Genomic DNA, 24,578 nt, shown 5'->3' with positions numbered 1-24,578 from the left:
CAGGAGCGTCGCCGAAATGTCAGGCCGAATCAGGCTCTTGGTCCGATTCCAACCCCGGCTCCCGGTCGCCCAGTTCCACGCCGAGCAGCTGACGGAACGCCACGCGGCCGGGCTCGGTGAGGGCGAGCGCGCGGGTGGTGCCGATCCGGGTGAACCAACCCTCATGCAGCGCGTGGGCGCAGAGCCCGGCGCCGACCGCGCCGGCCAGGTGCGGGCGGCGCTCGGTCCAGTCCAGGCAGGCGCGCACCGCCGGGCGACGGGCGCCACCGGGGACGGCGATCCCGGTGGCGGCGAACAATTCGGCTCCGGCCGGGGTGAGTTCGGCCTCGGGTTCGAGGACGACCAGGCCCTGGGCGGTCAGCGCGTCGGCGATCGCGAGCGCGACGGCGCCGGCCAGGTGGTCGTAGCAGAGGCGCGCCCGGGCCAGCGCGCGCTGCCGACCGGCGGCGGAGAGCGTGCGCGGCGCGGCGCACCGGCGCGGGGCGAGGTCCGCGAGCGCCTCCACCAGGGCGACGGCCCGGGGGTCGGACAGCCGCAGGTAGCGGTGCCGCCCGTGCCGCTCCTCGACGAGCAGGCCGCCGGCCACCAGGAGGTTCAGGTGCTCGCTCGCGGTGGACGGGGCGACGCCCGCGTGGCGCGCGAGCTCGGTGGCCGTCCAGGCGCGCCCGTCCGCCAGGGCGACGCAGAACCCGGCCCGGGTGCCGTCGGCGAGCAGCCGCGCGACGGCGGCGATGTCCAGGCCGACGTCCGCCGAGGCAGCGGTCGGGCGGCGCGGGGGCTGGGTCTCCATGCGATCGATTGTCGCTGACCAGGTCGATCGTTCGGCGGCGGCCGAACCATCAGCGGCCTACCGTCCCGGTACCGAACACGCTCACCCTCACCTCAACGGAGACCACGTGGACCCCCTCGACCTCCTGCTCACCGACACCCCGGCCCCCGCCGACCTCGCGCTGCTCTCCGACGCGCTCGACGCCTTCAACACCGACCGCACCGGCGTCGCGGACCGCCGCCCGCTCGCCGTCCTGGTCCGCGACCGCGCGTCCGGCGAGGTGGTGGGCGGGCTCACCGGGCGGACCTCGCTCGGCCTGCTCTTCGTCGACCTGTTCCACCTGCCGCCCGCACTGCGCGGGGCCGGCCTGGGCGGCGAGCTGCTGCGGCGGGCCGAGCGGGAGGCGGTGCGGCGCGGCTGCCGGACCGGGGTGCTCTACACGATCAGCTTCCAGGCGCCCGGGTTCTACCTGAAGCACGGCTGGCGGGTGTTCGGCGAGGTGCCGTGCGACCCGCCCGGGACCAGCCGGGTCTTCCTGACCAAGAACCTGACCACGGACCCGGCCACGGACCCGGCCACGGACCCGGCCACGGACCTGACCACGGAGTCGGCCGGGTAGCGGCCTCGCAGCTTCAGCTCTCGCGGCGGCCTAGGCTCCTCCGGGCGCACGCCACACCAGCGTGTACCGCCAGAACAGCCGACGGCGCAACCTGGCTCCCGGGAGCAGGCGTTGGGCCTCCCGGACCAGGTCGGCGTACCGCACCTCGGCGGGCTTGGTGCGGGCCCGCATCGCGGGCGGGCGCGGCGACGGGCGGCCGCCGTTCTTGAGGATGCCCACCACCGGGTTGAGCAGCAGCGAGGCGAGTTCGAGCAGGCGGTCCGTCAGGTCCCAGGACGGTTGCGCGAGTCCGACGACCACCAAGGTGCCGCCGGGCGCCAGCCGTTCGCGCAGGGCCGTCAGCGCCGCCGCCTGCGGCAGGTGGTGCAGCACGGCGACGCAGGTGATCGCGTCGTGCGGCCCGGGCGGCAGGCCGGTTACCGCGTCGCCGACCGTGTACTCGATCGGGGCACCGGCCCGGGTCCGCCGCCGGGCCAGCTCGACGATCGCGGGATCGCTGTCGATCCCGTGCACCTCCCGGGCCCGGACGGCGAGCCGGCGGGCCAGGTCGCCGGCGCCGCAGCCGACGTCGAGCGCGCTGCGGGGGCGGGCCGGGAGCTGACGCAGGATCCACGGGTGGAGGCGGGCGTTGTGGTCCCACGGGTAGGCGGAGTTGAGCCGGTGGACCAGCCGCAGGAGATCGGGCACCCGTGGATTCCACCAGATCCGCGCCCGGCGCGCACCGACTCCCGCCCCGTCAAGCGGCCGGGAGCGACTCCAGCATCTCCTCCAGCCAGGCCCGTTCGGCGAGTTGCGCGGCCCTGGCGACCACCAGCATGCCCCTGCGGTACGGGTCCTCGGTGTCCTTGATCCGCTGGGGCTTCCCGTTCGCGCTGAAGAAGCCGGCCGGTGCGGTCAGGAAGGCGAGGCGGCGGCGCAGGACGGTGGCGCGCGCGGCCGGTTCGGGCAGTTGGCCCAGGAAGGCGAGCAGCACGAAGAACTCGCCGCCGTTGGTGATCTCGCTCTGCTTGGGTTCGGCGAGCCGGCGCAGGAGTTCGGCCCGGCCGGCCTCGGTGAGCTCCAGCATCTGGCGCTGCGGCGCTCCGCCGCCGGGTTCGGCGTGGCGGGAGAGCAGGCCGGCCTCGCGCAGGCGGTTGAGCGCCGGGTAGAGCGCACCGTCGCTGACCGGCCGGTTGTGGCCCATGAGTTCGGACAGGCGGCGCCGCAACTCGTAGGCGTGCAGGGACTCTTCGGCGAGGAAGCCGAGGATGGCGAGGGTCAGCACGGTGCTCCTCAGGCGGATCGAGGACGAGAGGACAGGACGGGACAGGACGGGGCGGGACGGGGACAGCCGGACCATTCTCCCGCTAACTCTATTCGAGGGACTCGATTCGAGGTAGTGTGACGGCGCCTCAGCCGAGAGCCCCGTCCTCCCCTGACTGATTGGTCGGCACCGATGTCCGTCACCCCCGTCTCCACCCCGTCCTCCCCCGCCGCCGTGCGCCGGGCCCTGCTCGGCTTAGGCGTGCCGGTCTACCTGGAACTGCTCTCCGGGGTGATCGCGGGCATCATCGACACCGCCTGGGGCGCCCGGCTCGGCGCGTCGGCGGTCGGCGCGATCGCCGTGGCGAGCACGGTGGAGAACGTGCTGCTCGGCGTGATCCTGGCGGTGAACGTCGGGGCGACCGTCCTGATCGCGGACGCCCTGGCAAGTGGCCGGCGGGCGGCGGTGCCGGTGATCACCCGGGCCGCCGGGCTGCTCTGGCTGGCGATCACACCGGTGGTGGCGGTCGGCGGGTTCCTCGCGCACGGCGAGGTGGCCCGGCTGCTGGCCGGCGGCGACACCGAAGTGGTGCGACTGGCGGCCGAGTTCTTCGCGGTCTCGTTCCCCGGCATGGCGGTGTTCTTCGCCCAGAACGTGGTCGACGGCCTGTTCAAGGGCACCGGCGACACCCGAACTCCGATGCGGATGGCGATGGTTGCCAACGCGGTCATCCTGGTCGCGGACCCGGTGCTGATGTACGGCGTGGGCGGGGCGCCACGACTCGGCGTCGCGGGGGCGGCGGTCGGGATGCTGCTGGGGCGCACGATCGCGCTGGCGGCGAGCCTGGTCCTGCTACGCGGACGGCGAGTTGGGGAGCATGGCGGCGGTCCCCGACTGGGTGAGGTACTGCGCAAGCTGCTCGGGATCGGGCTGCCCGTCTCCGGCGACTTCGTGCTGCGGATGGGCATGGCGGCGGCGCTGGTCGGCGTGGTCGCCCGGTTCGGCGAGGCACCGCTGGCCGCGTACGGCATCGGCACCAAGCTCATCCTCTTCGTCACGATGGCCTGCTACTCGTTCCGCCAGGCCGGGAGCATCCTGACGGCACGTGGGTGCGGGCCCCAGCTGGTGGGTCGGCAGAGCGCGTTGCTGGCAATGGGGTTGGCCGCCGGCGCCGGCACGGTGCTGGCGCTGTTCGGACGGTCGGCGGCGCGGGTGTTCAGCTCGGCGCCGGACGTGGTCGGGGTGACCGGCGAGATGCTCTGGTACCTGGTGCCGTACCTGGTGCTGCTGGCGGGAGTCATCTCGCTGGGCGGGGTGTTCATGGGGAGCGGGAGGAGCAGGTCGCTGCTCTGGGCGACGGCGTTCGGGGCGGCCGTGCAGCTGCCGCTGGCGTACGGGCTGAGCGCGGTCGCCGGAGTGCGCGGGGTGTGGCTGTCCATGGTGCTGGGCGCGGCGGCCCAACTGGCAGTGGTGCTAATCCTGTTCCTGCGCCTGGGTCGGGGCGGGAAGCGGATCGGCCGGCGGAGCGGGGAGCTCCGGGGTGCCGCCGGCCAGGCGGGCGTGGACGGCATGGGTGACGCCGGTCCACGGGACGCCGAGCCCGTGCAGGCGGGCCAGCGTCTGGGCGGTCGTCGGGTTCATGGCAACTCCGAGGTGACGAAGGACCTGATCAGTCGGACCAGGTGATCGGTTCACAGCGCGGGCAACGGCACGGCGGCCACTCGCCGGCGATCGGCGGGGTGTACGGCTCGCCGAGGCGCACGGTGGACCGCGAGACGCGGATCCGCCGTCCGGTGGGCGTGACTCGGTAGACGCGAAGCGTCATGAAGCTCTTGCGCCTTGGACGCATTGTTACTCATTTCCGCTCGCAGATGGGGCAGTTGGGCCAGCCAAGCGAGCAGCGGACTGGTGTGGACCGGTGCCGCCGCAGACGCACCAGGAGAGCGCCCAGCACAGAACGGGCGCGGGCGCGGACCTGGAGGAGCAACGGGCGCCGGGCACGCGGGGATTGGGGGCTGTCACCCCGGCGCGCGGGAGGCAGCGAGCCGCTGGGGTCGGAGGCCGCCGGCGAGGGGACGGCGGCCGGGCGCTGCGGGTTGATCGCCTAGACCTCGGGGGCGGTGACGGCGGTGTGCAGTTCCTTCATCCGGGCCAGCGTCGCGTCGAGCTCGGGGTCCCGGGCGGCGGCCATGGCGTTGAGCTTGCAGCCGAGCGCGTAGAGCTCGTCCAGCGCGGCCTGGCGGTCGAAGGGCGGTTGCGGGTCGGCGGTGGTCACGGGGTGGTCCTCTCGGCGTTCGCGTCGCGGACGGCGGCGCGGTGCAGCATGCGGTTGGCCCGTTCGAAACCGGACAGGCACCAGGGGATGGAGACTTGGCCACCGTCGACCGTGGTGATCACCGGCCCGGGGGCCACCAGGGTGGCGCGGTGGCAGCAGTGACAGCGGCCCAACCGCCACGCATCGGGCGGCGGCGAGGAGATGGGCCACTCGGTCACGCGGTCGGTTCCAGGTCGGCGCCCGGCGGGGCGGGCTCGATGTCGTAGGCGGAGACCTCCCACTCGCACCCGCCACCGGGCGGCCGCAGGAAGACGGTGGGCTTCGCCTCGTAGCCGGGCCCCTGGTAGGTACCGGTGCGCCCGGTGGTGAGGTCCCGGACCAGCTCCCCATTGCGAGGGGCGTACAGCGCCCGCTGCGGTTGCGTGGGGTGAGTGCGTGCGCTCACGGCCGCTCCTTTCCGTAGTCGTTCCACTACTAAGGATCGCGGCCCACGACTACGCTCGGAAGCGTTTCAACTCTCTAGTTGCGCTGGCTTTAAGTTGGAGCCGATCATGAACCGACGTGAACTTGACCCGACGTCATCTCCCTTGGCTGCTCTTGCCGTACAACTCCGCAGGTTGCGGGAGGCGAAGGGCCTTACCCAGGTGGAGTTCGGACGCCTTGTTCGATACTCCAACGTCTATATCTCGAACGTAGAGACGGGAAAACAGGCGCCGAGCTTAAAGTTTGCTCTCCGGGCCGATGCGGTCCTGGAGGCCAACGGCTCGCTTGAGCTGCTGTGGTGGAGCTGGAAGAACAGCGCTCTCATTCCGGGGTTCGCCGAGTACGCGCCGAAAGAGCGAGAGGCAATCGCGGTACGACTGTTCGAGACGGACATGGTGCCGGGTTTGCTTCAACATCCTGAGTACGCGGCCGCCTACGAGTCGGCTCCGGTCCGACGTGGCGAAGCCACCGAGGCCGAAGCTGAGGACCGCTTGCGCCTGCTGGCGGCGCGTCAGGGCCTTCTCGTCCGCGCCCCTGCCATTCATGTCGTGCTGGACGAGGGAGTTCTTCGTCGCCCCATCGGCGGCCCGCAGGTGATGATCAAGCAGCTCACTCACCTTGAGGAGCTGGCTCAACGTCCCAACCTGATCCTGCAGGTGGCTCCTTTCACCCTGGCCGAGGACCGGCCGCTGTCACATTCGGTCACTCTGCTGACTCTGCCCAACCGGACGATGGTGGGCTACACGGAGTCGCTTCACCGGGGCTACCTGGAGCGGGATGCTGACACGGTCGCGGGCTGGGCCGGAAAGTACGATCGGCTGCAGGTCGACGCCCTGAACCGGGCCGACAGCTTGGCCATGATCCGTGAAGCGCGGAAGGAACTAATGTCATGCAGGTGGACCTGACGAGCGCCAAGTGGCGCAAGAGCACACACAGCAACGGACAGGGTGGCTGCATCGAAGTAGCCGACGGCTTCCCCGGCACGATGCCAGTGCGTGACAGCAAGGACCCCCACGGCCCTTCCCTCTTCTTTACCGCCGCTGGCTTCAGCGCCTTCGTTCAGAACGTGAAGAACGGTTCCTTCGGCGCGATCTGACCTGCCGACAGCCCGCTGGCCCGTCCACAATGGACGGGCCAGCGGCGTTTCCACCCACCCGAAGGACCGTCAGCCATGCACTGGTTCAAGTCCTCCTACAGCAACGGCAGCGGCGGCTGCGTCGAGGTCTCCCCCTCCTCCACCACCACCGTCCCCGTGCGCGACTCCAAGGACCCCGGCGGCCCCGTCCTCGCCTTCCCCCGCGAGTCGTTCACCGCCTTCATCCGGACCCTTCAAGCCACCACCACCCTCAGCTCTTAGCCACCGCCTCCGGCACGTCCCGCATCCGCCGCAGCGGCGAGAAGAACACGAACCAGCCCGCCGCCCACGCGCCCACGAACGCCACCGCCAGGGCGGCCCGCACGCCGACGACGGTGCCGAGCACGCCGCCCAGCAGGCTCCCGAGCGGCAGCGTGCCCCACACCACCCAGCGCACGGCCGCGTTGGCCCGGCCCAGCATCTCCGGCGGTGTGACGGCCTGCCGGTAGCTGATCTGGGCGACGTTGAAGACCATCGACGAGAAGTACGCGGTGGCCATGCCCACGGGGTAGAGCAGCACGCCCCAGCCCGGGGTGGCGGTCGCCGCGAGGATCTGCGGCGCGCTGAACACCAGGAGCGACATCCAGATGATCCGGGCCGACCCGACCCGCTTGGCGATCCGGCCGGCGAACACGCCGCCGGCGATCCCGCCGACGGCCGCGCCCGCCACCACCAGACCGGTGAACGCGGGGCCCACGTGCACCACCCGCACCAGGAACACCATCGAGAGCGACGACGCCACACCGGTGAACAGGTTCGCGGTCCCCGAGCACGCCACCACCTTGCGCAGGATCGGGTGCTTGACCACGAAGCTCAGGCCCTCCGCGATCCGGCTGCGCAGTGTCCCTTCCGGCGCCCCGGCGGGCGGCGGCTCCTCGCGCTTCCTGATGCTGAGGATCGACAGGACCGAGACGGCGTACGAGAGCGCGTCGGCCGTCATCGCCCCGGCCGCGCCGAACGCCCCGACCAGCCCACCGCCCAGGCTGGGTCCGGCGAGCTGCCCGAACCCCTGGGTGGTGCCGAGCTTCCCGTTGGCGTCCAGCAGTTGCTCGCCGCTGACCAGCGAGGGCAGGTAGCTCTGGTAGGCGACGTCGAAGAACACCGTGCACACACCGGCGGTGACGGCGACGGCGTACAGCTGGGGCAGCGTCAGGCCGCCGAGCGCGGCGGCCAGCGGCACCGAGCCGACGATCACCAGCCGGAGCAGGTTGCAGACGATCATGATGGAGCGCTTCGGCCGGCGGTCCACGAGCACGCCCGCGGGCAGCGCGATCAGCGCGAACGCCAGCGTGCTGGCGCCGCTCAGCAGCGCGACCTGCAAGGTGCTCGCCTTGAGCACGACGACCGCGAGCAGCGGCAGCGCGATGCGCGTCACCGCCGAGCCCATCTCACTGACCGTCTGACCGCTCCACAGCAGCAGGAAGTCGCGGTGGCGCCATAACCCCGGGCTGCCCTGCCCCGCCACGACGTCCTGACCAGCCTTCGTTTCCGTCACCGCGACAACCTAACGTCGTAACTGTAGGTATTGCCAGAGTCCAGACAAATGAACTGCTCAGAGGGCTATCCGTGCCCGGATGAACAGGTACGGATCAACCGGTATCCGGCGAAGTGCCCGAACACCGACCGGAGTGTCCGTCAGGTCCAAGAGGTCTGGTTTTGTCGGCAGTTGCGAATCCGGACCACCCGTCCCGGACCACCCACCGAGGTGAGGTAGGTTCTCGTCATGACCGCGTTCGATCATGTCGCCCGGCCGCCCGCGCCGATCAGGACCGAGCGGCTCGCGCTCCCCTACCGGCCCAAGGCTGCGGCCAAGTCCCGGTGGGCCTCGGGGAACTGCCGCAGGTACGGCAGCTGGAGACCGTCGCAGTCGTCGGCGAACGGGCATCCGCCGCAGACGTGGAGCTTGGCGGCCACCTCACCGCGCAGCACCGCGGAGCTGACGAAGGGCGACACGCCCAGCATCGACCGCCGCTGCGAGAGGGTGTAGGCGGCGGGCAGGCCGACCGCCGACGCGATGCACGGCGGCACGTTGGCGACGGACACCTGGACGTCCCCGGCCGCCCTCGCCAGCGCCGCGGAGACCCGCTCCACGAACGTGCGCAGGCTGGGCAGCGTCGACTCCGCGTTGTCGTGGGCGGCCCCCTCGACGATGGGGAGCGAGTAGCGGACGGCGGCCCCGGGCGCGACCCTGCGGACCAGGTCGAGGAACTCCTCGGTCTCGCTCGCGTTCTGCGCGCAGACCACGAAGTTGACCTCGGCGCGGACCCGGTCGTCGGCGGCCAGCGAAGCCAGCGCACGCAGGGCGAGGGCGAAGCTGCCGGGACGGCGGGCGATCCGGTCATGGGTGCCGGGGGAAGCACCGTGCAGGGACAGCAGCACCTGGGTCACGCCCGAGCCGACGAGGAGCTCGAAGTACCCCGGGTCGGCCAGCCGGTGACCGTTCGTCTGCAGCCCGATGGACGTGAACCCCTTCGCCGAGGCGTGCCGGATCAGGTCGGGCAGGTCCTTCCGTAGGGTCGGTTCGCCCCCGGTGAAGACCACGCCGCTGACGGTGCCGATGGCGGCCGCCACCTCGACGGCGCGCACGGCCTGGTCCCGGGTGAGCCTCGGCTCGTGCCGGATCCACTCCGTGAAGCAGAACACGCAGGCGCTGTCGCACTGCCCGCCGAGCGAGAGGGACAGCCAGCTGGGATCGGTGAGGTTCCCGAACACCGGCAGGGCCTGCCGCTGTTCGGCCGACGCGGGGCTGGCGGCCGGCCGCAGCCCGGTCGCCTCGAACCGGGTGAGCACCGCCGCGACCGCCTCGTCGGGCACGGCGTACGGGCGGATCTCGTCGCGGATCACCTGGACGGCCTCGCCGGACGGCAGAGCCGTGCAGGCCACCATCCGCCGATCCGGCGCGCCGCCCCCGGTGTCCGACAGGACGACGCACCGCAGGGCGTGCACGGGCACCAGGTGCAGCCGCCGGTCGGTGGCGGTCAGCAGCAGCAGCTCGTTCGCGGTCACGGGGAGCTCAACATCTGCGGCGCCCACTGCGGCATTCGATGATTGCCCACCAGCAGCACCCGGTCGCCGGACCGCAGGCCCGCCATGGCCAGGCTGAGGGAGCCCGCGAGGGGGTTGCCCTTGACGACCAACGTCCAGTCGTAGCTGTGGGTTTCCCGCGGCACCAGCCGTTCGGCCAACACGGTCGCCGCTGTCGCGACCTCCGCGAAGCGGTTCACCTCGACCACGAAGACCGCATCGGACTGGCGCATCCCGAGCTCCAGGAAGATCCGGTTCTCCTCCTCCGCGTGCCGTTGCGGCAGGCGGGTGGCCTGGTCGGACAGCAGCAGGAACTCGCACCCGTCCTGCAGCAGCCCCCGCAGCCGCTCCGGCACCCGCGGGTCCTCCGCCCGCCGGATGGAGATCGCGACGTCCGACGCGCCCGCCAGGACCAGCCTGGCCGGGTCGACCCCGGCGCGGTGGATCAGCTTGGGCACGTCCGCGTCGGGCAGACCGCGCACCGTCAGCATCGCCACCCCCTGGGAGAAGGCGTCCTGCACGGAGCGGCCGAAGCCCAGCGCCCGGTAGAAGCCGGCGGCGAACTCGACCGCCGCCGCGTCACCGACGGCGCTGGTCATGCCGATCACCGCGTCGGCGTGCTCCGCCAGCGACTCCGCCTGGTCGGCCGAGTAGCACGCGTTCAGCACCACGAGCTGGAGCCACTGGCGGAAGTGGGAGAAGATCGTGGCGAGTGCCGCCTGGCTCAACGGCCGGCTCGCGCCCGACGCCGTCTCCAGGATGATCTCGCCGGACTCGCCGTGGCCGACGAAGTGCACCACGTTCGGCTCGAAGGAGTTGAGCTGGTAGAGGAGTTCGTCGACGGTGACGGCCCAGGCCGAGCGGATGGTGAACCGGCCCGCGGCGTTGCTCTCGCGGATCCTCCCCTCGATCCAGCGGGCCTCTCTGCCGAGCCGCAGCGGTTGGGTGTCGCGTGGATTGGCGGCCAGGATCAGCAGCTTGATCAACGTACGTCCATCCTTCGAGCGCCCGAGCGTCAGCCGACAGGACTCTCAGTATCCCCTGCACCGTAAGCAAACTGACGATATGTCGGGTCTCACCACTGGTGCGCGGTGAAGTCCACCGGACGGGGTCGCAGTTCGGCCACCTGTGCGACCAACTCGGCCAGCCGCTGCGCCATCTGATCGGCCGGCAGCCGCTTGCGGTCGCCGTGGCCGGGCAGCACCCACTCGAACCGCAGCGACGGGGCGACCCGGGCCAGCGAGGCGGCCTGCTCCTCGATCGAGTACCAGGTGACGTGCTCCGCGACGGCCAGGCCGCCCTTGGCCCGCGACCAGTACAGGCTGTCCCCGCTGAAGCAGTAGGTGTCGTCGGCCAGGTAGAGCACGCTGCCCTCGGTGTGCCCGGGGACCGGGTGGGCGATGACGCCCTCGCCGATCTCCACCGGGTCCAGCCCGCGCAGCACTTGGTCGGCGTCCGGGGCCGCACTCAGGTCGCCCTCGTGGATCCACAGCCGCGCGCCGAACCGGTCGGCGTACCGGCGACCGTGCGCGGCGTGGTCCCGGTGGGTCAGCAGCACGTCCGTGACCTGGCCCGATGCCTCGTAGCGGTCGGCCAGTTCGGCCGACCAGCGGGGCGTGTCCACCATCATCTGGGTGCCGCCGGGCCGGCGCAGCAGGTAGGCGTTGGCCGCCGCGGTGTGCCGCGAGTTGTGGCCGCAGAGCAGCACGCGTTCGTCCAGGGCCAGCGCGAACGGGTCCGCCGCGCTGTCCAGCGGCTCGGCCAGCCGCCGGATCGAGCGGGTGTGGCAGGCGAAGGCGGCGGCGGCGACCTGCGCCTCCTCCTTCTCGTCGGCCGGCTGCCGGACCACCTCCGAGCGGCCGCCGACCTCCTCGATCAGGCCGGGCGCGAGCTGCCGCGCCACGTCGCAGTTGGTGCAACGGTCGTCCACGTACCAGTCATCGTGCAAAGCGGTGCCCCTCGATGCGGAAACGGGTGGGTGCTTCCAGGGGTACCCCGCGCGGCGGTCAAAGCGGAAGGGGGTTCGGGCCTTGTGCTTCGCCGGGCACCATGTTCCCCCGCACGGCGCGTAGTTCGCGCACCACCGCCCGCACCGCCGCCGACCCGGCCAGTTCCGGCGTGGTCACGTACCCCACCTGGCGCACCGGGCGGTCGGCGCCGAGGTCGGTGACGGCGACGGTCGGCGGGGCGTCCGCGAGCGAGAGGGCGGGCATGATCGCCATGCCGTGGCCGCCGGCGACCAGGGCGAGCACCGCGCCGTCGTCCTCGGCCTTGATCGTCGCGGCCGGGATCCAGTCCTGGGCCTGCCACCAACTGCGGGTGTAGGAGCCGCAGTTCTCGTCCCAGTCGATCAACGGCAGGGAGCGCGGCGCGGGGTGGCCCGGCGGGTGCGCGAGCGAGTAGGGCTCGTCGATCAGCACGGTGGAGAGCAGGCCGGGCGGCAGCGGGCTGGAGCCGGACACGGTGGCGATCGCCAGGTCGGCCCGGCCGTCGGCGACTTCGCCGGCCGTGCCCCGCCCGACCTCGCGGACGATCCGCACCTGCGGCTCCAACTCGGGGTAGCGGGCCCGCAGGCTGCGCAGCACGGGGGGCAGCAGGTGCAGGGCGGCGCTGCGGAAGGCCGCGATCCGCACCGGGCCGCCGACCTGCGTCGAGCGGGCCGGGTCGCGGGCCTCCGCGGCCATCAGCTCCAGCAGGTGCAGCACCCGCCGCGCGTAGCCGAGCACCCGCTCGCCCGCCGCGGTCGGCTTGGCGCCGCTGCGGCCGCGGTCGAAGAGCAGCGCGCCGAGCTTGCGCTCACTGCCCCGCACGGAGTGCGAGACTGCGGACTGGGTCAGCCCGAGCGCCACGCCGGCGGCGGAGAACCCGCCGCGGTCGGCGACGGCCACCAGCACCCGCAGTTCCTGCGGCGCGAGGTCATTCACGCGGCTCCGCCTTCCACTCGGGCTTCTCACCTCGAAGTATGAATGTCATTCATGGGACAGCATGACGGATGAACGAAAGCATCTGCCCGGCACCCCCACCCCGCGCCTAGCGTCGCAGCCATGAACAGCGCAGCCGCCGACACCACCGCCCGCACCGTCCAGCAGACCGCCCGCCCGCACGGCTTCCCGACCCCCGAGCACTTCGAGGTGGTCGAGCACGCCGTCCCCGAACCCGCCCCCGGCACCGCGCTGGTCGAGAACCTCTACTGGTCGGTCGACCCCTACCACCGGGAGATGATGGACGACCTCCCGGGCGCCTTCGACCTGCACGCCCCGCTGGAGGGCCGCACCATCGGCCGGGTCATCGCCTCCCGCACGCCGCAGTTCACCGAGGGCGAGCTGGTCTTCCACCGGCGCGGCTGGCGCACCCACTCGGTGATCGCCCCCGGCGAGGCCCGCAAGCTGCCGCACTTCGACGGCGTGCCGCTCACCACCCACCTCAGCCTGCTCGGCGGCACCGGCCTGACCGCCTACGTCGGCCTGACCCGGATCGCCCGCCTCCAGCCGGGCGACGACGTCTTCGTCTCCGGCGCCGCCGGCGGGGTCGGCACCGCCACCGCCAGGTTCGCCCGGCTGCTCGGCGCGGGCCGGCTGATCGGCAGCGCTGGCACGGCCGCCAAGGTCCGCCACCTGCTCACCGAGGTCGGCTACGACGCGGCCTTCGACTACCACGACGGCCCGGCCGCCGAGTTGCTGGCCGCGGCGGCGCCCGACGGCATCGACCTCTTCGTCGACAACGTGGGCGGCGAGCAGTTGGCCGCCGCCGTGGGGGCGCTGCGCGAGTTCGGCCGGATCGTCCGGATCGGCACGATCAGCCAGTACAACACCCCCGACGCACTCGCACCGAAGCTCCACTACCCGGACATCGTGGAGAAGAGCCTGCGGATGGAGGGATTCCTGGTGAGCAACCACCAGGACGCGCAGCAGGAGCTCTACGACTTCGCCGTCCCGCACCTGCAGTCCGGGCGGCTGACCGCCGACGAGACGGTGGTGGACGGGTTCGAACACCTCGTCAGCGCCTTCCTGGGCATGCTGCGCGGCGAGAACACCGGAAAGATCGTCATCCGGGACCACTCCGAAGTACCGGCCGGGGCTCGCGGCAAGCAGTGACACGCGCCGCGGGACGGAGGCGAACTGACACCCCGTCGCCACTGCTTCGAGTCCGAGCCTTGGCCAAAACGTTGCCGACAGGCCGTCGGAGCTGATCGTCCGTGAGGCGGACCGGTGGTTAGCCTTGTCCTGGTCGGCCAGTAGGGTGGCGGACCAACGGGGCGAGATCGTTCAGGCGCGGGAGACCGCACTGCCACGGGCGAGGACTCTCCCCGTGCCGGGCCCGGTCACGGCCGGCGGTGCCGTAGCGGCACCACAGACCTGCACCCACGCACGGAGAAGACGAGAACGATGTCCGAAAACCTCAACGAGACCAGCGACCACGGCGCCGACGAGGCCACCGCCGAGGACAACGGCCGAGGCCGGCACCGCGGAGTGCTCGCCAGCGAAGAGACGGCCGAGGCCGGCAACCCGCACGGCCGGCACCGGTTGGACGCGGCAGCCAACTGACGGCAGCCGATCAACCGCCGGCAGCTGACGGCGACCGCGCCGCGCGCGCATCCGAAGGGCCCGGCCCCGCACACCGCGGGGCCGGGCCCTTCGCTACCCGGGGGTAACCGTGGGTGCGAGGATGGCACCCCCACCCACCGCCAGCGCAGGGAGCAGCACCGATGACCCAGACCCAGCCCGGCCCGGCCGCCGCTCCCGCCCCCACCCCCGAGGTGCTGGCCGCGTTCGAGGCGGCGGACGGCTTCATGCCGGTGGACGAGGGCCTGGCGCTGTACGCGGCGGCCGTCGAGGCGGCGCAGCGGACCGGGCTGCCGGTGCTGGAGATCGGCACCTACTGCGGCCGCTCGGCGATCCTGCTGGCCGACGCGGCCCGGCGCACCGGCACCGTGGCCCTCACCGTCGACCACCACCGCGGCTCGGAGGAGCAGCAGCCCGGCTGGGAGTACCACGACCCGACCCTGGTGGACCCCGAGGTCGGCCTGATGGACACCCTCCCCCGCTTCCGCCGCACCCTGCACGAGGCTGGGCTGGAGCAGCACGTGATCGCCCTGGTCGGCCGGTCGCCGCAGGTCGCGGCGGTCTGGGGCGGCAAGCTCGCGCTGGTCTTCATCGACGGCGGGCACACCGACGAGCACGCCGGCGGCGACTACCAGGGCTGGGCCCCGCACCTGGCCGAGGACGGCCTGCTGGTGGTGCACGACGTCTTCCCCGACCCGGCGGACGGCGGCCAGGCGCCGTACCGGGTGTACCTGCGGGCGCTCGCCGAGGGCTTCGAGGAGGTCTCGGTGACCGGCTCGCTGCGAGTGCTCCGCCGTGCCGCCCGCGCCGCCGGGTAGCCCGGCCCGGTGCACCGGCGCGATTTTTACAGAGCCGAAGCCCTCCCCGACGGGTCCGGCCGGTACGGTGACGACGGGCAAGCGCGGGACCCGCGCGACCGACGGACCTGAAGGCGGGGGCCACTGAGCATGACGGACCAGGGCGACATGACACCTGCGGTCTGGGACCCGACCGCGAACGGCGGCGCGGGCGGCTGGGTGCGCCGCCCGGCCCCGGGCGCGCCGCGTCCGGCCGCGGCGCCGCCCGCCGCGCCGCCGCCCGCGCCTGCCGCTGCGCCGACCGCCGGACCGGTCCCGCCGAGCGCCGGGGCAGTGGGCGACCAGGGCCCGCCGCTCGGCGCCCGCCCGTACTTCCCGCCACCCGCGGCCCCGCCCACCGCCGCTCCCCCGCCGCCCGCGAACCCGCCGAGCATGCCGCCCACCGCCCCGCCCGGCTACGGCTACGGCTACCCGCCGCAGCCCGGGCCGCAGTCGGCCGCCGACGGCCCGGCCACCCAGGTGCTGCCGCCCTACCCGGGCGGGCCCGCCCCGGCCCACGCCCCGTACCCCGGCCACCCCGGCCACCCCGGCCCCGCCAACCAGCCGCCCCCGGGCTTCCGGCCGCCCCCCGCCTTCCCGCCCCCGGCGGGCCACGGGCTCGACCTGCCCGGCCAGTACCAGGACGACGCGGACGAGGACCGCCCCCGCCGCCGCGCCCCGCTGCTGATCGGCGCCGGGCTGGTGCTGCTGCTCGCGATCGGCGGCGGCGCCGTGCTGGCGACCCAGGACTCCGGCGCCAGCAAGCCCACCGCCAAGGCGGCACCGCCGACCGGCGCCGGCTCCGCCCGGCCCAGCCCCAGCGGCGGCGGCCCGGCCGACGGCGGCGTCCCGGCCGGCCCGGGCAGCGCGGCGAGCCCGAGCACCTCCGCGAGCGCCGGTGCCAGTGCCAGCGCCAGCCCGAGCGCCGGTGCGAACGCGCAGAGCGAGGCCACGGCGCTGGACGCCCTGCTGACCAAGGGCGAGTCGGCCAAGGCGCCGATCGGCAGCGCGGTGGCCCAGGTGGACAGCTGCCCGGCCAAGGCGGACGTCGACAGCGCCGCCCAGGTCTTCGACAGCGGCGCCCAGCAGCGCGACCAACTGCTCGCCACCCTCACCACCCTGAACGTGGCCGACGTGCCCGGCGGCGCGGACGCCGTGGCGAGCCTGAAGACCGCCTGGCAGACCTCCGCCGACATCGACCGCGCCTACGCGGCCTGGGCCCGCTCGGTGAGCGCCGGCGGCTGCGGCGGCAGCGCGCACGCACCCGACACGCCGGACAAGCAGAAGGCCGACCAGCTGAACCCGCAAGCCACCCAGGCGAAGCAGGACTTCGTCGCGAAGTGGAACGCACTGGCCCCCGCCTACGGCCTGGCGAGCCGGACCTGGGACAGGATCTGATCCGTGAACCGACGCACCACCACACCGAACCGCCTTACCCGCACCCGGGCCTCACGCACCGTCAGGTCGGCCGCCGCCGTGCTCGGCACCGTCCTGCTGGGTGCGCTGACCGGCTGCGGCGGCAGCGGCGCCGGCTCCAGCACGGCCGCCGCGGCGGACCTGGTGAGCACCGCCCCGGCCGGCCCGGCCACGTCGGCCCCGCCCGCACCCTCGTCCTCGGCCCCCGGCTCGGCCTCCGCCTCGCCGTCCGCCCCGTCCTCGGCCCCGGCGAGCCCCAGCGCCGCCGAGCCGCTGGCCGGCCGCACCATCGTGCTCGACCCGGGCCACAACCCGACCAACGTGGACCACCCCACCGAGATCAACCGCCAGGTGGACGTCGGCAACGCGCACAAGGAGTGCGACACCACCGGCACCGAGACGGACGCCGGCTACACCGAGGCCGACTACACGCTGGACGTCTCGCACCGGGTGCGCGACCTGCTCCAGGCGCTCGGCGCCAAGGTGATCCTCACCCAGGACGGCGACCGCCCCTACGGCCCGTGCGTCGACGAGCGGGCCGCGATCGGCAACCAGGCGCACGCCGACGCGGCGATCTCCATCCACGGCGACGGCGGTCCGGCCTCCGGCAGCGGCTTCCACGTGATCATGCCCGCCAAGGTGGTGGCCGGGAAGGCGGACAACAGCGCGATCGTCGACCCCTCGCACCGCTTCGGCCTGCTGCTGCGCTCCGCCTTCCACGACGCGACCGGCGAGCCCTACGCGGACTACGTCGCCGAGCAGGGCCTGGACACCCGCTCCGACCTCGGCGGGCTGAACCTGTCCACCGTGCCCAAGGTGTTCATCGAGTGCGGGAACATGCGCAACGCCGGGGACGCCCAGCGGATGACCGATCCGCAGTGGCGCCAGCGCGCCGCCCAGGGCATCGCGAACGGCTTCACGGCCTTCCTGACCTCGGGCGGAACCAATAACCTCGACTCCGCCGTCCCGAGCTCCGGGTCGTCATGAGCACCTCCGGCTGACCCGTCCAGCGCGGGATCAGTAGAATCACTGCCCGTTACGCCGACACGACACACCAGCGAGGGGACCGACTCAGTGAATCTGCGCGCTCTCACCAGGGGAGATGCCGCCATCGCCGGTGCGGCCGTCCTCCTCTTCATCTCATCGTTCCTGCCGTGGTACTCGATCACGGTGCCGGGCTGCCCGGCCTCGGAGTGCGGTGCGCTGACGGTGGGGGGTCACACCGTCTCCTCCAGCGCCTGGTCCACCGGCCTCTTCCCGGTGCTGCCCTCGATCTTCCTGCTCGGCATCGCCGCCGCGGCGCTGATCCTGCTGCAGCGCTTCCAGGGCGAGGCGGCCAAGACCCGGCAGATCCTGGGCCTGCGCCTGGACCAGTGGGGCACCGCCTTCTCGGTGGTCGCACTCTGGACCGCGCTCTGGTCGCTGGGCGCCGGCTCGGACCACTCCTGGGGCGCCTACCTCGCCCTGGTCTCCACCCTGGTGCTCGCGGGCGCCGCGGTGGCCGGTCCGCTGGTTCCGGCCCTGCAGGGTCCGCTGGTGAACGACAAGCCGGTGGCCCACCCGATGGGTGCGCAGGGCGGCTTCCCCGGTGCCCAGGGCTTCCAGCAGCCGGCCGGCTACGGCTACCCGGGCCAGCCGGGTCAGCCCGGTCAGCCGGGCGCGCCGTTCGGCCAGCAGCAGCCGGGCGGCTACGGCTTCCCGGCCCCGGTCCCCGGCGCGGGTCACCCGGGTCAGCCCGGTCACCCCGGTCAGCCGTTGCCGGGCCAGCAGGGCTTCGGCGGCCAGCCCGGTCAGCCGGGCGCGCCGTTCGGCCAGCAGCAGCCCGCGGGCGGCACCTTCGGCAACGCGGCCCCGGGCCTCGGCGCCGAGCCGCAGCCGCAGCCCCAGCCGCAGGACTCCTTCCCGGCGCCGGCCCCGGCCGCCGCCCAGGCCCCGGCCCCGGTCGCGGCGAACGCCGTGCCCGAGTCGGCCGCCGAGCAGACCGCGGTGCTGCCGCCCACGGTCGTCACCGACCCGGCGCCGGCCCCGGCCGCCGTCCAGGCCCCGGCGGCGGCCGCCGAGCCGTTCGCCCCGTTCTGGTTCGCCGTGCCGGCCCCGCGCCCGCTGGCCCCCAAGGACGGCTCGGCCGGCCCGCCGGTCGGCCACCTGGTGCCCGGCACCTGGTACCTGGCGGTGGAGCAGCGCGGCGCCGCCCTGGTCGCCCAGCTGCAGGACGGCTCCCAGGGCGTCCTGACGGACCTCTCGGGCATCCAGCGCGGCTGAACCGGCGGCAACGCCTGACAGCACGTCACAAGGGCCGTGGCCCGGTGGGATTCACTCCCCACCGGGCCACGGCCCTTTCCGAGCTGCGAACTTGAGCGGACGTCAGCAGCAGCCCGGCACGGCCAGTCCGCCCGGCAGCTTGCCGGCCGCGAAGACGGCGGTGGTGGCCGGGTCCCCGCCGAGCGCGGCGACCGCGAGCAGCAGCGCGCCGGCCGTCCAGGTGGTGCGCTCCTCGGGCCAGATGGCGTCGTCCTCGAAGACGTAGCCGGTCCAGTAGGAGCCGTCCTGGTGGCGCAGCCGGCCGAGCCCGCGCAGGATCCGCACCGCGTCCTCGCGCCGGCCCACCGCCCAGAGCGCGAGCGCGAGTTCGGCGCTCTCGCCGCCGGTGACCCAGGGCCGGTCGCTGACGCAGCGGGCGCCCAGGCCGGGCACCACGAAGGTGTCCCAGTCGGCGTCCAGCCGCCGCTCGGCGGCCTCGCCGGTGAGCGCGCCGCCGAGCACCGGGTAGTACCAGTCCATCGAGTAGCGGGCCTTGTCGAGGAACCGCTCGGGGTGCTCCGCGATCGCGTGCTGCAGCCGGCCGGCCGCCAACTCCCAGTCGGGCTGCGGGTCCTGACGGTGTTCGGCGATCGCCAGGCCGCACCGCAGGGCGTGCAGGATGCTGGAGGAGCCGGTGAGCAGCGCCTCCCGGGCGGGCGCGCCGTCCTCGTCGAGGCGCCAGGCTATCGCCCCGCCGGGCAGTTGCAGGCCGACGGTGAAGTCCAGCGCCCGGCGGACCACCGGCCACATCCGGTCCAGGAAGGCGGCGTCGCCGGTGGCCAGGAAGTGGTGCCAGCAGCCGACCGCCACGTAGGCGCAGAAGTTGCTCTCCACCGCGCGGTTGCTGACGCCGTCCGCGCCCTCGCCGTAGTAGCCGGCGAACCAGGAGCCGTCCGGGTTCTGCTGCTCGGCCAGCCAGCGGTAGGCCCGCTCGGCGGCGGTGTGCTCGCCGGCCGAGTCCAGCGCCATCGCCGCCTCGGTGTGGTCCCAGGGGTCCAGGTGCCCGCCGGTGAACCACGGGATGCCGCCGTCCGGCCGCTGCTCGGCGAGGATCGAGCGGACCGTGGCGGCCGCCTGCGCGGCGTCCAGCACGCCGGGCAGCAGCAGCGACTCGGGGGCGGCCACCCCCTCGGGGAGGGTCATGCGGCGGCCCGCTGCGGCTTGCTGGCGTAGGCCACGAAGCTCTTGCCGAGCACCGGGTTGAGCGCGGCCTCGGCGGCCTTGGTGACCTTGCTGATCACCGGGGTGCCGACGATGTCCCAGACCAGCAGCTGGTGGTAGGCGCGCACCGGCAGCGCCTTGTCGTTGTTGACGCCGACCGCGCACTTGATCCACCAGTAGGGCGAGTGCAGGGCGTGCGCGTGGTGGGTGCCGTAGGGCTTGAGGCCGGCGTCGGTCAGCTTGGCCAGCAGCTCGTCGCCCCGGTAGATCCGGATGTGGCCGCCCTCGACCTCGTGGTACTCGTCGGACAGCGCCCAGCAGATCTTCTCCGGCAGCCAGCGGGGCACGGTGACGGCGAGCAGCCCGCCGGGCTTGAGCACCCGGAACATCTCGGCGAGCACGCCCTTGTCGTCCGGGATGTGCTCCATCACCTCGGAGATGATGATCTTGTCGAAGGACTCGTCCTCGAACGGCAGCGCCAGCGCGTTGCCCTCGACGGCGACCGCGCTCGCCCCGGCCGGGGCCTCGCCGGCCTCGGCCATCGCGGCGAACCACTTGCGGACCTCGGCGATCTCCTCGCCGTTCTGGTCCAGCGCCACCACGTTGGCACCGCGGCGGTAGCACTCGAACGCGTGCCGGCCGCCACCGCAGCCCAGGTCGAGCACCCGGTCACCGGGCGCAAGTGGGAAGCGGGAGAAGTCGACGGTCAGCACTGCGGAGCTCCCATTCGTTGCGACGTCAGGCCGGTGCCCGACGCTGGATCAGGTGACGTGGAATCAGCCGACCGGCACTCAGACGTAGCGCCAGCCCGGACCGGACCTGGCACGCTGCCCGACCCCGGTGGCGATCGCGGCCCGGTACACCTCGGCGGTCCGCTCGGCGGCCCGCTCCCAGGTGAAGTGTGCCAGCACCCGCTGGCGGCCCGCGGCGGCCAGTCGGGCCCGCAGCTCGGGATCGTCCAGCAGCCGGCCGAGCGCGCCGGCCAGCGCACCCGCGTCGCCCGGCGGCACCGCCAGGCAGGTCTCGCCGTCCGGGCCGGCCACCTCGGGGATCGCCCCGCCCGTGGTGGCCACCAGCGGGGTGCCGGTGGCCATCGCCTCGGCGGCGGGCAGCGAGAAGCCCTCGTAGAGCGAGGGCACGCAGGCCACCTCGGCCGAGCGGTAGAGGTCCACCAGCTCCTGGTCGGTCAGGCCGGTGCGGAAGTCGATGTACGGCTCCAGGCCGAGCCGGCGCACGGCGTCCGCGATCGGACCCTCGCCCTGCTTCTTGCAGACCACCACCAGGTGCGCCTCGCGCTCGGTGCGGACCTTGGCCAGCGCCTCCACCAGGTACAGCAGGCCCTTGAGCGGCACGTCCGCGCTGGAGGTGGTGACGATCCGGCCGGGCACCACCGGCACCGCCGCCGATGGCGACCAGAGCCGGGTGTCGGCGCCGATCGGCACCACCTCGATGTGGCCCGCCGGGGTGCCCAGCTGCTCGGCGATGCCCGCCTTGGAGCTCCCGGAGACGGTGATCACGTGGTCCAGCCGGGCGGCCACCCGGCGCTGCATCCGGGTGAAGGAGTACCAGCGGCGCAGCGAGAGCCGGCGGCCCCGGGTGGCGGCCGCCGCCAGCTCCAGCCGGCGGTCCTCGGTGACCGGGTGGTGCACCGTGGTGACCAGCGGGAAGCCGTGCCGGGCCAGGCCGAGCAGGCCGTAGCCGAGGGTCTGGTTGTCGTGCACCACGTCGTAGCGGCCGCGGTTGCGGGCCAGGTACTGGCGGGCCCGCAGCGAGAAGGTGAGCGGCTCGGGGAAGCCGCCGGTCCACATCGTGGCGACCTCCAGCAGGTCCACCGGGCCGCGCAGTTCGGCGGCCTTCGGGGTGCGGAACGGGTCGTCGGCCCGGTAGAGGTCCAGGCTGGGCAGCTCGACCAGGCTCACCGAACCGGGCCCGGGCACCTCGTCCAGCACCGGGTAGGGCTGGGCGCCGATCACCTCGACCCGGTGGCCCAGCCGGGCCAGCTCGCGGGAGAGGTGGCGGACGTAGACGCCCTGGCCGCCGCAGAACGGGTCGCCGCGGTAGGACAGCAGCGCGACCCGCAGCGGCTGGTCGGCGGTCGGTGGCTGCACCGTCATGGGGTCGGCCCCTTCTGCCCACGCCCACCGGGCTTTGAGCGTGTGAACACCAGAGACCCTGAAGATTACCGGCCCGTAGCTTCTGCTTCGGAAGCCGGGCGAGGTGATTCACGCCACGCCCACGCCACGCCCGTCCGGCCCCCGCGCGCACGGTGGTCAGGGCTGTCCGCCCTCCCCGTTGGTGCTGATGGAGCCGATGCTGCCCGCGGTGATGCTGATGCCGGAACCGTGCCCGTCGCCCCGGACCCGGGTGGCGGTGACCGGCGGCACCGCGGGGGCCTCCTTGTCGGCGTCCCCGCCCTGCACCACCCGGCCGATCGCGCCGGCCGTCACGGTCACGCCGCTGCCGTGGTTGTCGCCGATCACCTCCAACCCCCGCTCGCTCCGGGCCTCCTCCCGGACCGCGGCCGTCGGCGGCTCCACCCCCGTGGGAGCCGCCGACGGGGCTTTGCCGGGAGCACCCATGAGCCGGAACCAGGCGGTCTGCTCCCCCTCGGGCAGGCGCACCGCCTGCGCCCGGTAGTGCTCCGGCTCGATCCACTCGACGCCCTCGCCCACCCAGTCCCGGTGGAGCGAGTCGCTGAGCGCGACCAGCAGCGGCGCGGCCGGCGCAGTGCGCAGCAGCCGCTTGGCCTCCTCGCTGTTGCCCAGCCGGCAGGCCAGGTCCACCGCGCGCCCGGAACGGCCGTGCGGATCGGCGGTCACCGGGCCGGCGTGCATCCCCACCCGCACCCGCAGGACGTCGCGCGCGTTCCGGTTGGCGTGCCGCAGGTTCTGGTACAGGTACTCCAACCACGGGCCGAGCACCACCTGCGGCGGCACGGTGGGCGCCAGCACGAAGAGGATGCCGTCGCCGCGGTCCTCCCGGTGCACCTGCGCGTCGGCGATCCCGGCCCGCTGCAGCGCGTCGCCGGTGACCCGGTAGAGCTCGGCCCGCATCGCCGGGCGCAGCGGGTCCGGCAGCCGCCCGGAGTCCTGCACGTCCAGATTGATCACGAACCCGAACCTCGCCTGCTCGCCCATCGCGCTCCCACCCGTTCCCGTCCGTCACCGGTCGTCCGTGTCCCAGCGTGCGCGGGGTCCGGGCCGTGCGCTGTAGCCGTTTACTCAGGCCCCGGCCCCCGCTTCGTTCAGTGCGCCCGCTCCGGCGGCTCCAGGCCCTCGGCCAGCAACCGCAGCGGCTCGGGTTCGAGCACCACCAGGGTGCCCGGGCCGGTCTGCACCAGCCCCTGCTCGCGCAGCAGCCGCAGCGCCTTGGCCACCGCCTCCCGGGTGGCGCCGATCGCCGCCGCCAGGTCGCTCTGCGCCATCGGCGGCCGGATCGTCACCGGCCCGCCGCCGGCTCCCGGGCCGGCCGGGCGCCCGGTCCGGTCGGCCAGCTCCACCAGCCGCCCGCAGAGCCGGCGCAGCACGGTGAGCGAGGCCAGCGCGAGCCGCTCGTGGTCCGCCCCGCGCAGCCGGTCGGCCAGCTGCGCCATCACCAGCGCGGCCACGTGCGGCCGCTGCGCGATGAACCGGCGGAACCGGTCGCCCGGCACCGACAGCGCCCGCACCGGGCCGATCGCGCTGACCGTGGCGCTGCGCGGGTGGTGCGGGTCCAGCGCGGCCATCTCGCCGACCAGCTCCCCCACCGTGCGCAGCCCGAGGATCACCCGGCCGCCGCGCTCGGTGGCCACCCAGACCACGCTCCAGCCGGTGAGCAGCACCAGCACGTGGCTGCCGCCGTCGCCCTCGCGCAGCAGCGGGCCGCCGGCCGGGAAGGCCCGCTCGGCGCCGAGGGCCCTCAGGGCGTCCCGGTCGGCGGGGCTGAGCCGGCCCAGGAAGGTCTGGCGTTCCCCGAACAGCGCCATGGTCGCGCTCCTTGCCGACGCACCGTCAGTTACCAGTGGACACACCGCCGCACGGCCCGCGACCCGGCGCGCGCGATCGGCACGCAGAGTGTAGGCGCGCCGGGCGGCCGCAGACAGGCGGATGCGCGCATCGATCCGATCACGCGCGCCGGGTCGAGCCCGTCCCGTTCGGGTCGGCGGCGGCGGTCCGGTTATTGTCGTGGGTGGCCGCGCCCGGCCCGGCCAGAGCGTCAGCGGGGAGTGCGGGCCGCCACGCTGTCCACCGAAAGGTCCGCGCTCGCCATGCCCGCTGCCTCCCGTATCGGCACCGCCCTGCTCGCCGCCGGCTCCTCCGGCCCGAACGTCTTCCTGATGGTCGGCATCGGCCTGGCGATCGGCATCGGCTACGGCTTCGTCCTGGCCAGGCGCAACAAGCGCCGCAAGTGACCCGCCCGCCCGGTTCGGCGGCCCCGCCCGCCGCGCGCGAGGATGGGAGGTGCCCCACGGCCCGGTGAGGCGCCGGGCCGGCGAACCGGACGGAGGAGCCACGATGGCCACCTTCATGGACGTCCACCACGGAATGAGCGGCATCACCGCGGAGCAGCTGGAAGCCGCCCACCGCGCCGACCTGGCGGTCCAGCAGTCGGAGGGCGTGCACTTCAAGCAGGCCTGGGCGGACCCGGCCTCCGGCACCGTCTGGTGCCTCTCCGAGGCGCCCTCGGCCGAGGCGGTGCAGCGGGTGCACGAGCGCGCCGGGCACAAGCCCGACGAGATCCACTCGGTGCCGTTCAGCGTCTGACCCTGGACAGGG

Annotated in this window: 29 protein-coding genes; 13 read left to right on the top strand and 16 right to left on the bottom strand. The window is 73.7% G+C overall.

What is annotated here, in order from left to right:
* Positions 1-19: 19 nt before the first annotated feature.
* Positions 20-790: an ArsR/SmtB family transcription factor gene (locus FHX73_RS20700; RefSeq protein WP_145906418.1), complete on the bottom strand. Its 771-nt coding sequence runs from the start codon at positions 788-790 to the stop codon at positions 20-22.
* A 106-nt stretch (positions 791-896) separates the two neighbouring features.
* On the opposite strand from FHX73_RS20700, the gene FHX73_RS20695 reads away from it, so the two are divergent.
* Entirely contained in the window at positions 897-1,388 is a 492-nt protein-coding gene (locus FHX73_RS20695) for a GNAT family N-acetyltransferase (RefSeq protein ID WP_246213617.1), read from the top strand.
* Between the two features lie 30 nt (positions 1,389-1,418).
* On the opposite strand, the gene FHX73_RS20690 is transcribed toward FHX73_RS20695, so the two are convergent.
* Both FHX73_RS20690 and FHX73_RS20685 read right to left on the bottom strand, forming a co-directional pair.
* Entirely contained in the window at positions 1,419-2,075 is a 657-nt protein-coding gene (locus FHX73_RS20690) for a class I SAM-dependent methyltransferase (protein ID WP_145906416.1), read from the bottom strand.
* 49 nt (positions 2,076-2,124) lie between these two features.
* Positions 2,125-2,652, bottom strand: a complete 528-nt coding sequence (locus FHX73_RS20685) for a PadR family transcriptional regulator (protein WP_145906415.1) — start codon at positions 2,650-2,652, stop codon at positions 2,125-2,127.
* A gap of 171 nt (positions 2,653-2,823) precedes the next feature.
* Between FHX73_RS20685 and FHX73_RS20680 the strand changes: the two genes are divergently transcribed.
* Positions 2,824-4,317: an MATE family efflux transporter gene (locus tag FHX73_RS20680; RefSeq protein ID WP_145906414.1), complete on the top strand. Its 1,494-nt coding sequence runs from the start codon at positions 2,824-2,826 to the stop codon at positions 4,315-4,317.
* A 418-nt stretch (positions 4,318-4,735) separates the two neighbouring features.
* Here FHX73_RS20680 and FHX73_RS44805 read toward each other — a convergent pair whose 3' ends face one another.
* Genes FHX73_RS44805 through FHX73_RS20670 form a run of 3 tightly spaced genes read right to left on the bottom strand, consistent with a single transcriptional unit; the run spans position 4,736 to position 5,351 of the window.
* A complete protein-coding gene (locus FHX73_RS44805; protein WP_170304980.1) occupies positions 4,736-4,906 on the bottom strand; it encodes a hypothetical protein in 171 nt (56 codons plus the stop codon).
* The gene (locus tag FHX73_RS20675; RefSeq protein ID WP_145906413.1) at positions 4,903-5,124 is read right to left on the bottom strand and encodes a hypothetical protein; all 222 of its coding nucleotides are present in this window, start codon (positions 5,122-5,124) and stop codon (positions 4,903-4,905) included. Before FHX73_RS20675 ends, FHX73_RS44805 begins: the two co-directional genes overlap by 4 nt.
* On the bottom strand, positions 5,121-5,351 hold the full coding sequence (locus FHX73_RS20670) for a hypothetical protein (protein ID WP_145906412.1): 231 nt from the start codon (positions 5,349-5,351) through the stop codon (positions 5,121-5,123). The genes FHX73_RS20675 and FHX73_RS20670 overlap by 4 nt, the downstream gene beginning before the upstream one ends.
* Before the next feature lie 106 nt (positions 5,352-5,457).
* Between FHX73_RS20670 and FHX73_RS20665 the strand changes: the two genes are divergently transcribed.
* The 3 genes from FHX73_RS20665 (at position 5,458) to FHX73_RS20655 (ending at position 6,746) form a co-directional block, all read left to right on the top strand.
* Positions 5,458-6,294 (top strand): helix-turn-helix domain-containing protein, encoded by an 837-nt coding sequence (locus FHX73_RS20665; RefSeq protein ID WP_145906411.1) that lies wholly within the window; start codon positions 5,458-5,460, stop codon positions 6,292-6,294.
* On the top strand, positions 6,279-6,485 hold the full coding sequence (locus FHX73_RS20660; protein WP_145906410.1) for a DUF397 domain-containing protein: 207 nt from the start codon (positions 6,279-6,281) through the stop codon (positions 6,483-6,485). The genes FHX73_RS20665 and FHX73_RS20660 overlap by 16 nt, the downstream gene beginning before the upstream one ends.
* A gap of 75 nt (positions 6,486-6,560) precedes the next feature.
* Positions 6,561-6,746, top strand: a complete 186-nt coding sequence (locus FHX73_RS20655) for a DUF397 domain-containing protein (RefSeq protein WP_145906409.1) — start codon at positions 6,561-6,563, stop codon at positions 6,744-6,746.
* On the opposite strand, the gene FHX73_RS20650 is transcribed toward FHX73_RS20655, so the two are convergent.
* The 5 genes from FHX73_RS20650 to FHX73_RS20630 all read right to left on the bottom strand — a co-directional run bounded on the left by FHX73_RS20650 (position 6,736) and on the right by FHX73_RS20630 (position 12,472).
* Entirely contained in the window at positions 6,736-8,019 is a 1,284-nt protein-coding gene (locus FHX73_RS20650; RefSeq protein ID WP_246213616.1) for an MFS transporter, read from the bottom strand. The genes FHX73_RS20655 and FHX73_RS20650 overlap by 11 nt on opposite strands.
* Positions 8,020-8,312: 293 nt before the next feature.
* Positions 8,313-9,530 carry a radical SAM protein gene (locus FHX73_RS20645; RefSeq protein ID WP_145906408.1) on the bottom strand — a complete coding sequence of 406 codons (1,218 nt, stop codon included), beginning with the start codon at positions 9,528-9,530 and terminating at the stop codon, positions 8,313-8,315.
* Positions 9,527-10,534, bottom strand: a complete 1,008-nt coding sequence (locus tag FHX73_RS20640; RefSeq protein WP_170304979.1) for a CHAT domain-containing protein — start codon at positions 10,532-10,534, stop codon at positions 9,527-9,529. The genes FHX73_RS20645 and FHX73_RS20640 overlap by 4 nt, the downstream gene beginning before the upstream one ends.
* An 89-nt stretch (positions 10,535-10,623) precedes the next feature.
* Positions 10,624-11,478 carry an MBL fold metallo-hydrolase gene (locus FHX73_RS20635; RefSeq protein WP_246213615.1) on the bottom strand — a complete coding sequence of 285 codons (855 nt, stop codon included), beginning with the start codon at positions 11,476-11,478 and terminating at the stop codon, positions 10,624-10,626.
* A gap of 76 nt (positions 11,479-11,554) precedes the next feature.
* A complete protein-coding gene (locus tag FHX73_RS20630) occupies positions 11,555-12,472 on the bottom strand; it encodes a LysR family transcriptional regulator (RefSeq protein ID WP_145906405.1) in 918 nt (305 codons plus the stop codon).
* Positions 12,473-12,592: 120 nt separating this feature from the next.
* Between FHX73_RS20630 and FHX73_RS20625 the strand changes: the two genes are divergently transcribed.
* The 6 genes from FHX73_RS20625 (at position 12,593) to FHX73_RS20605 (ending at position 18,624) form a co-directional block, all read left to right on the top strand.
* Positions 12,593-13,642 carry an NADP-dependent oxidoreductase gene (locus tag FHX73_RS20625; RefSeq protein ID WP_145906404.1) on the top strand — a complete coding sequence of 350 codons (1,050 nt, stop codon included), beginning with the start codon at positions 12,593-12,595 and terminating at the stop codon, positions 13,640-13,642.
* Between the two features lie 291 nt (positions 13,643-13,933).
* A complete protein-coding gene (locus FHX73_RS44800) occupies positions 13,934-14,092 on the top strand; it encodes a hypothetical protein (protein ID WP_170304978.1) in 159 nt (52 codons plus the stop codon).
* Between the two features lie 161 nt (positions 14,093-14,253).
* Positions 14,254-14,928, top strand: a complete 675-nt coding sequence (locus FHX73_RS20620) for a class I SAM-dependent methyltransferase (protein WP_145906403.1) — start codon at positions 14,254-14,256, stop codon at positions 14,926-14,928.
* 129 nt (positions 14,929-15,057) lie between these two features.
* On the top strand, positions 15,058-16,344 hold the full coding sequence (locus FHX73_RS20615; RefSeq protein ID WP_145906402.1) for a hypothetical protein: 1,287 nt from the start codon (positions 15,058-15,060) through the stop codon (positions 16,342-16,344).
* A gap of 3 nt (positions 16,345-16,347) precedes the next feature.
* Complete coding sequence (locus FHX73_RS20610; protein ID WP_246213614.1) at positions 16,348-17,349, top strand: N-acetylmuramoyl-L-alanine amidase; 1,002 nt, start codon at positions 16,348-16,350, stop codon at positions 17,347-17,349.
* Between the two features lie 87 nt (positions 17,350-17,436).
* Positions 17,437-18,624 (top strand): DUF5336 domain-containing protein, encoded by a 1,188-nt coding sequence (locus FHX73_RS20605; protein WP_145906401.1) that lies wholly within the window; start codon positions 17,437-17,439, stop codon positions 18,622-18,624.
* 102 nt (positions 18,625-18,726) lie between these two features.
* Here the strand turns inward: FHX73_RS20605 and FHX73_RS20600 are convergent, their stop codons facing one another.
* The 5 genes from FHX73_RS20600 to FHX73_RS20580 all read right to left on the bottom strand — a co-directional run bounded on the left by FHX73_RS20600 (position 18,727) and on the right by FHX73_RS20580 (position 23,788).
* Positions 18,727-19,806, bottom strand: a complete 1,080-nt coding sequence (locus tag FHX73_RS20600; protein WP_145906400.1) for a prenyltransferase/squalene oxidase repeat-containing protein — start codon at positions 19,804-19,806, stop codon at positions 18,727-18,729.
* Positions 19,803-20,537 (bottom strand): class I SAM-dependent methyltransferase, encoded by a 735-nt coding sequence (locus FHX73_RS20595; RefSeq protein ID WP_145906399.1) that lies wholly within the window; start codon positions 20,535-20,537, stop codon positions 19,803-19,805. Before FHX73_RS20595 ends, FHX73_RS20600 begins: the two co-directional genes overlap by 4 nt.
* A gap of 78 nt (positions 20,538-20,615) precedes the next feature.
* Positions 20,616-21,938: a glycosyltransferase family 4 protein gene (locus FHX73_RS20590; RefSeq protein ID WP_145906398.1), complete on the bottom strand. Its 1,323-nt coding sequence runs from the start codon at positions 21,936-21,938 to the stop codon at positions 20,616-20,618.
* Positions 21,939-22,094: 156 nt separating this feature from the next.
* Entirely contained in the window at positions 22,095-22,934 is an 840-nt protein-coding gene (locus FHX73_RS20585; protein ID WP_145906397.1) for a hypothetical protein, read from the bottom strand.
* Positions 22,935-23,068: 134 nt separating this feature from the next.
* On the bottom strand, positions 23,069-23,788 hold the full coding sequence (locus tag FHX73_RS20580) for a Crp/Fnr family transcriptional regulator (protein WP_145906396.1): 720 nt from the start codon (positions 23,786-23,788) through the stop codon (positions 23,069-23,071).
* Between the two features lie 282 nt (positions 23,789-24,070).
* Between FHX73_RS20580 and FHX73_RS20575 the strand changes: the two genes are divergently transcribed.
* Together FHX73_RS20575 and FHX73_RS20570 are read left to right on the top strand one after the other, a co-directional pair.
* Positions 24,071-24,214 carry an LPXTG cell wall anchor domain-containing protein gene (locus tag FHX73_RS20575; RefSeq protein WP_145906395.1) on the top strand — a complete coding sequence of 48 codons (144 nt, stop codon included), beginning with the start codon at positions 24,071-24,073 and terminating at the stop codon, positions 24,212-24,214.
* 103 nt (positions 24,215-24,317) lie between these two features.
* On the top strand, positions 24,318-24,566 hold the full coding sequence (locus tag FHX73_RS20570) for an SCO4226 family nickel-binding protein (RefSeq protein WP_145906394.1): 249 nt from the start codon (positions 24,318-24,320) through the stop codon (positions 24,564-24,566).
* Positions 24,567-24,578 lie beyond the last annotated feature (12 nt).

The organism is Kitasatospora viridis (assembly GCF_007829815.1).
GTDB classification, from domain to species: Bacteria; Actinomycetota; Actinomycetes; order Streptomycetales; family Streptomycetaceae; genus Kitasatospora; species Kitasatospora viridis.
Note: the sequence above shows the minus strand (reverse complement) of the source record. Positions and strands in the feature narration are given on the sequence as shown.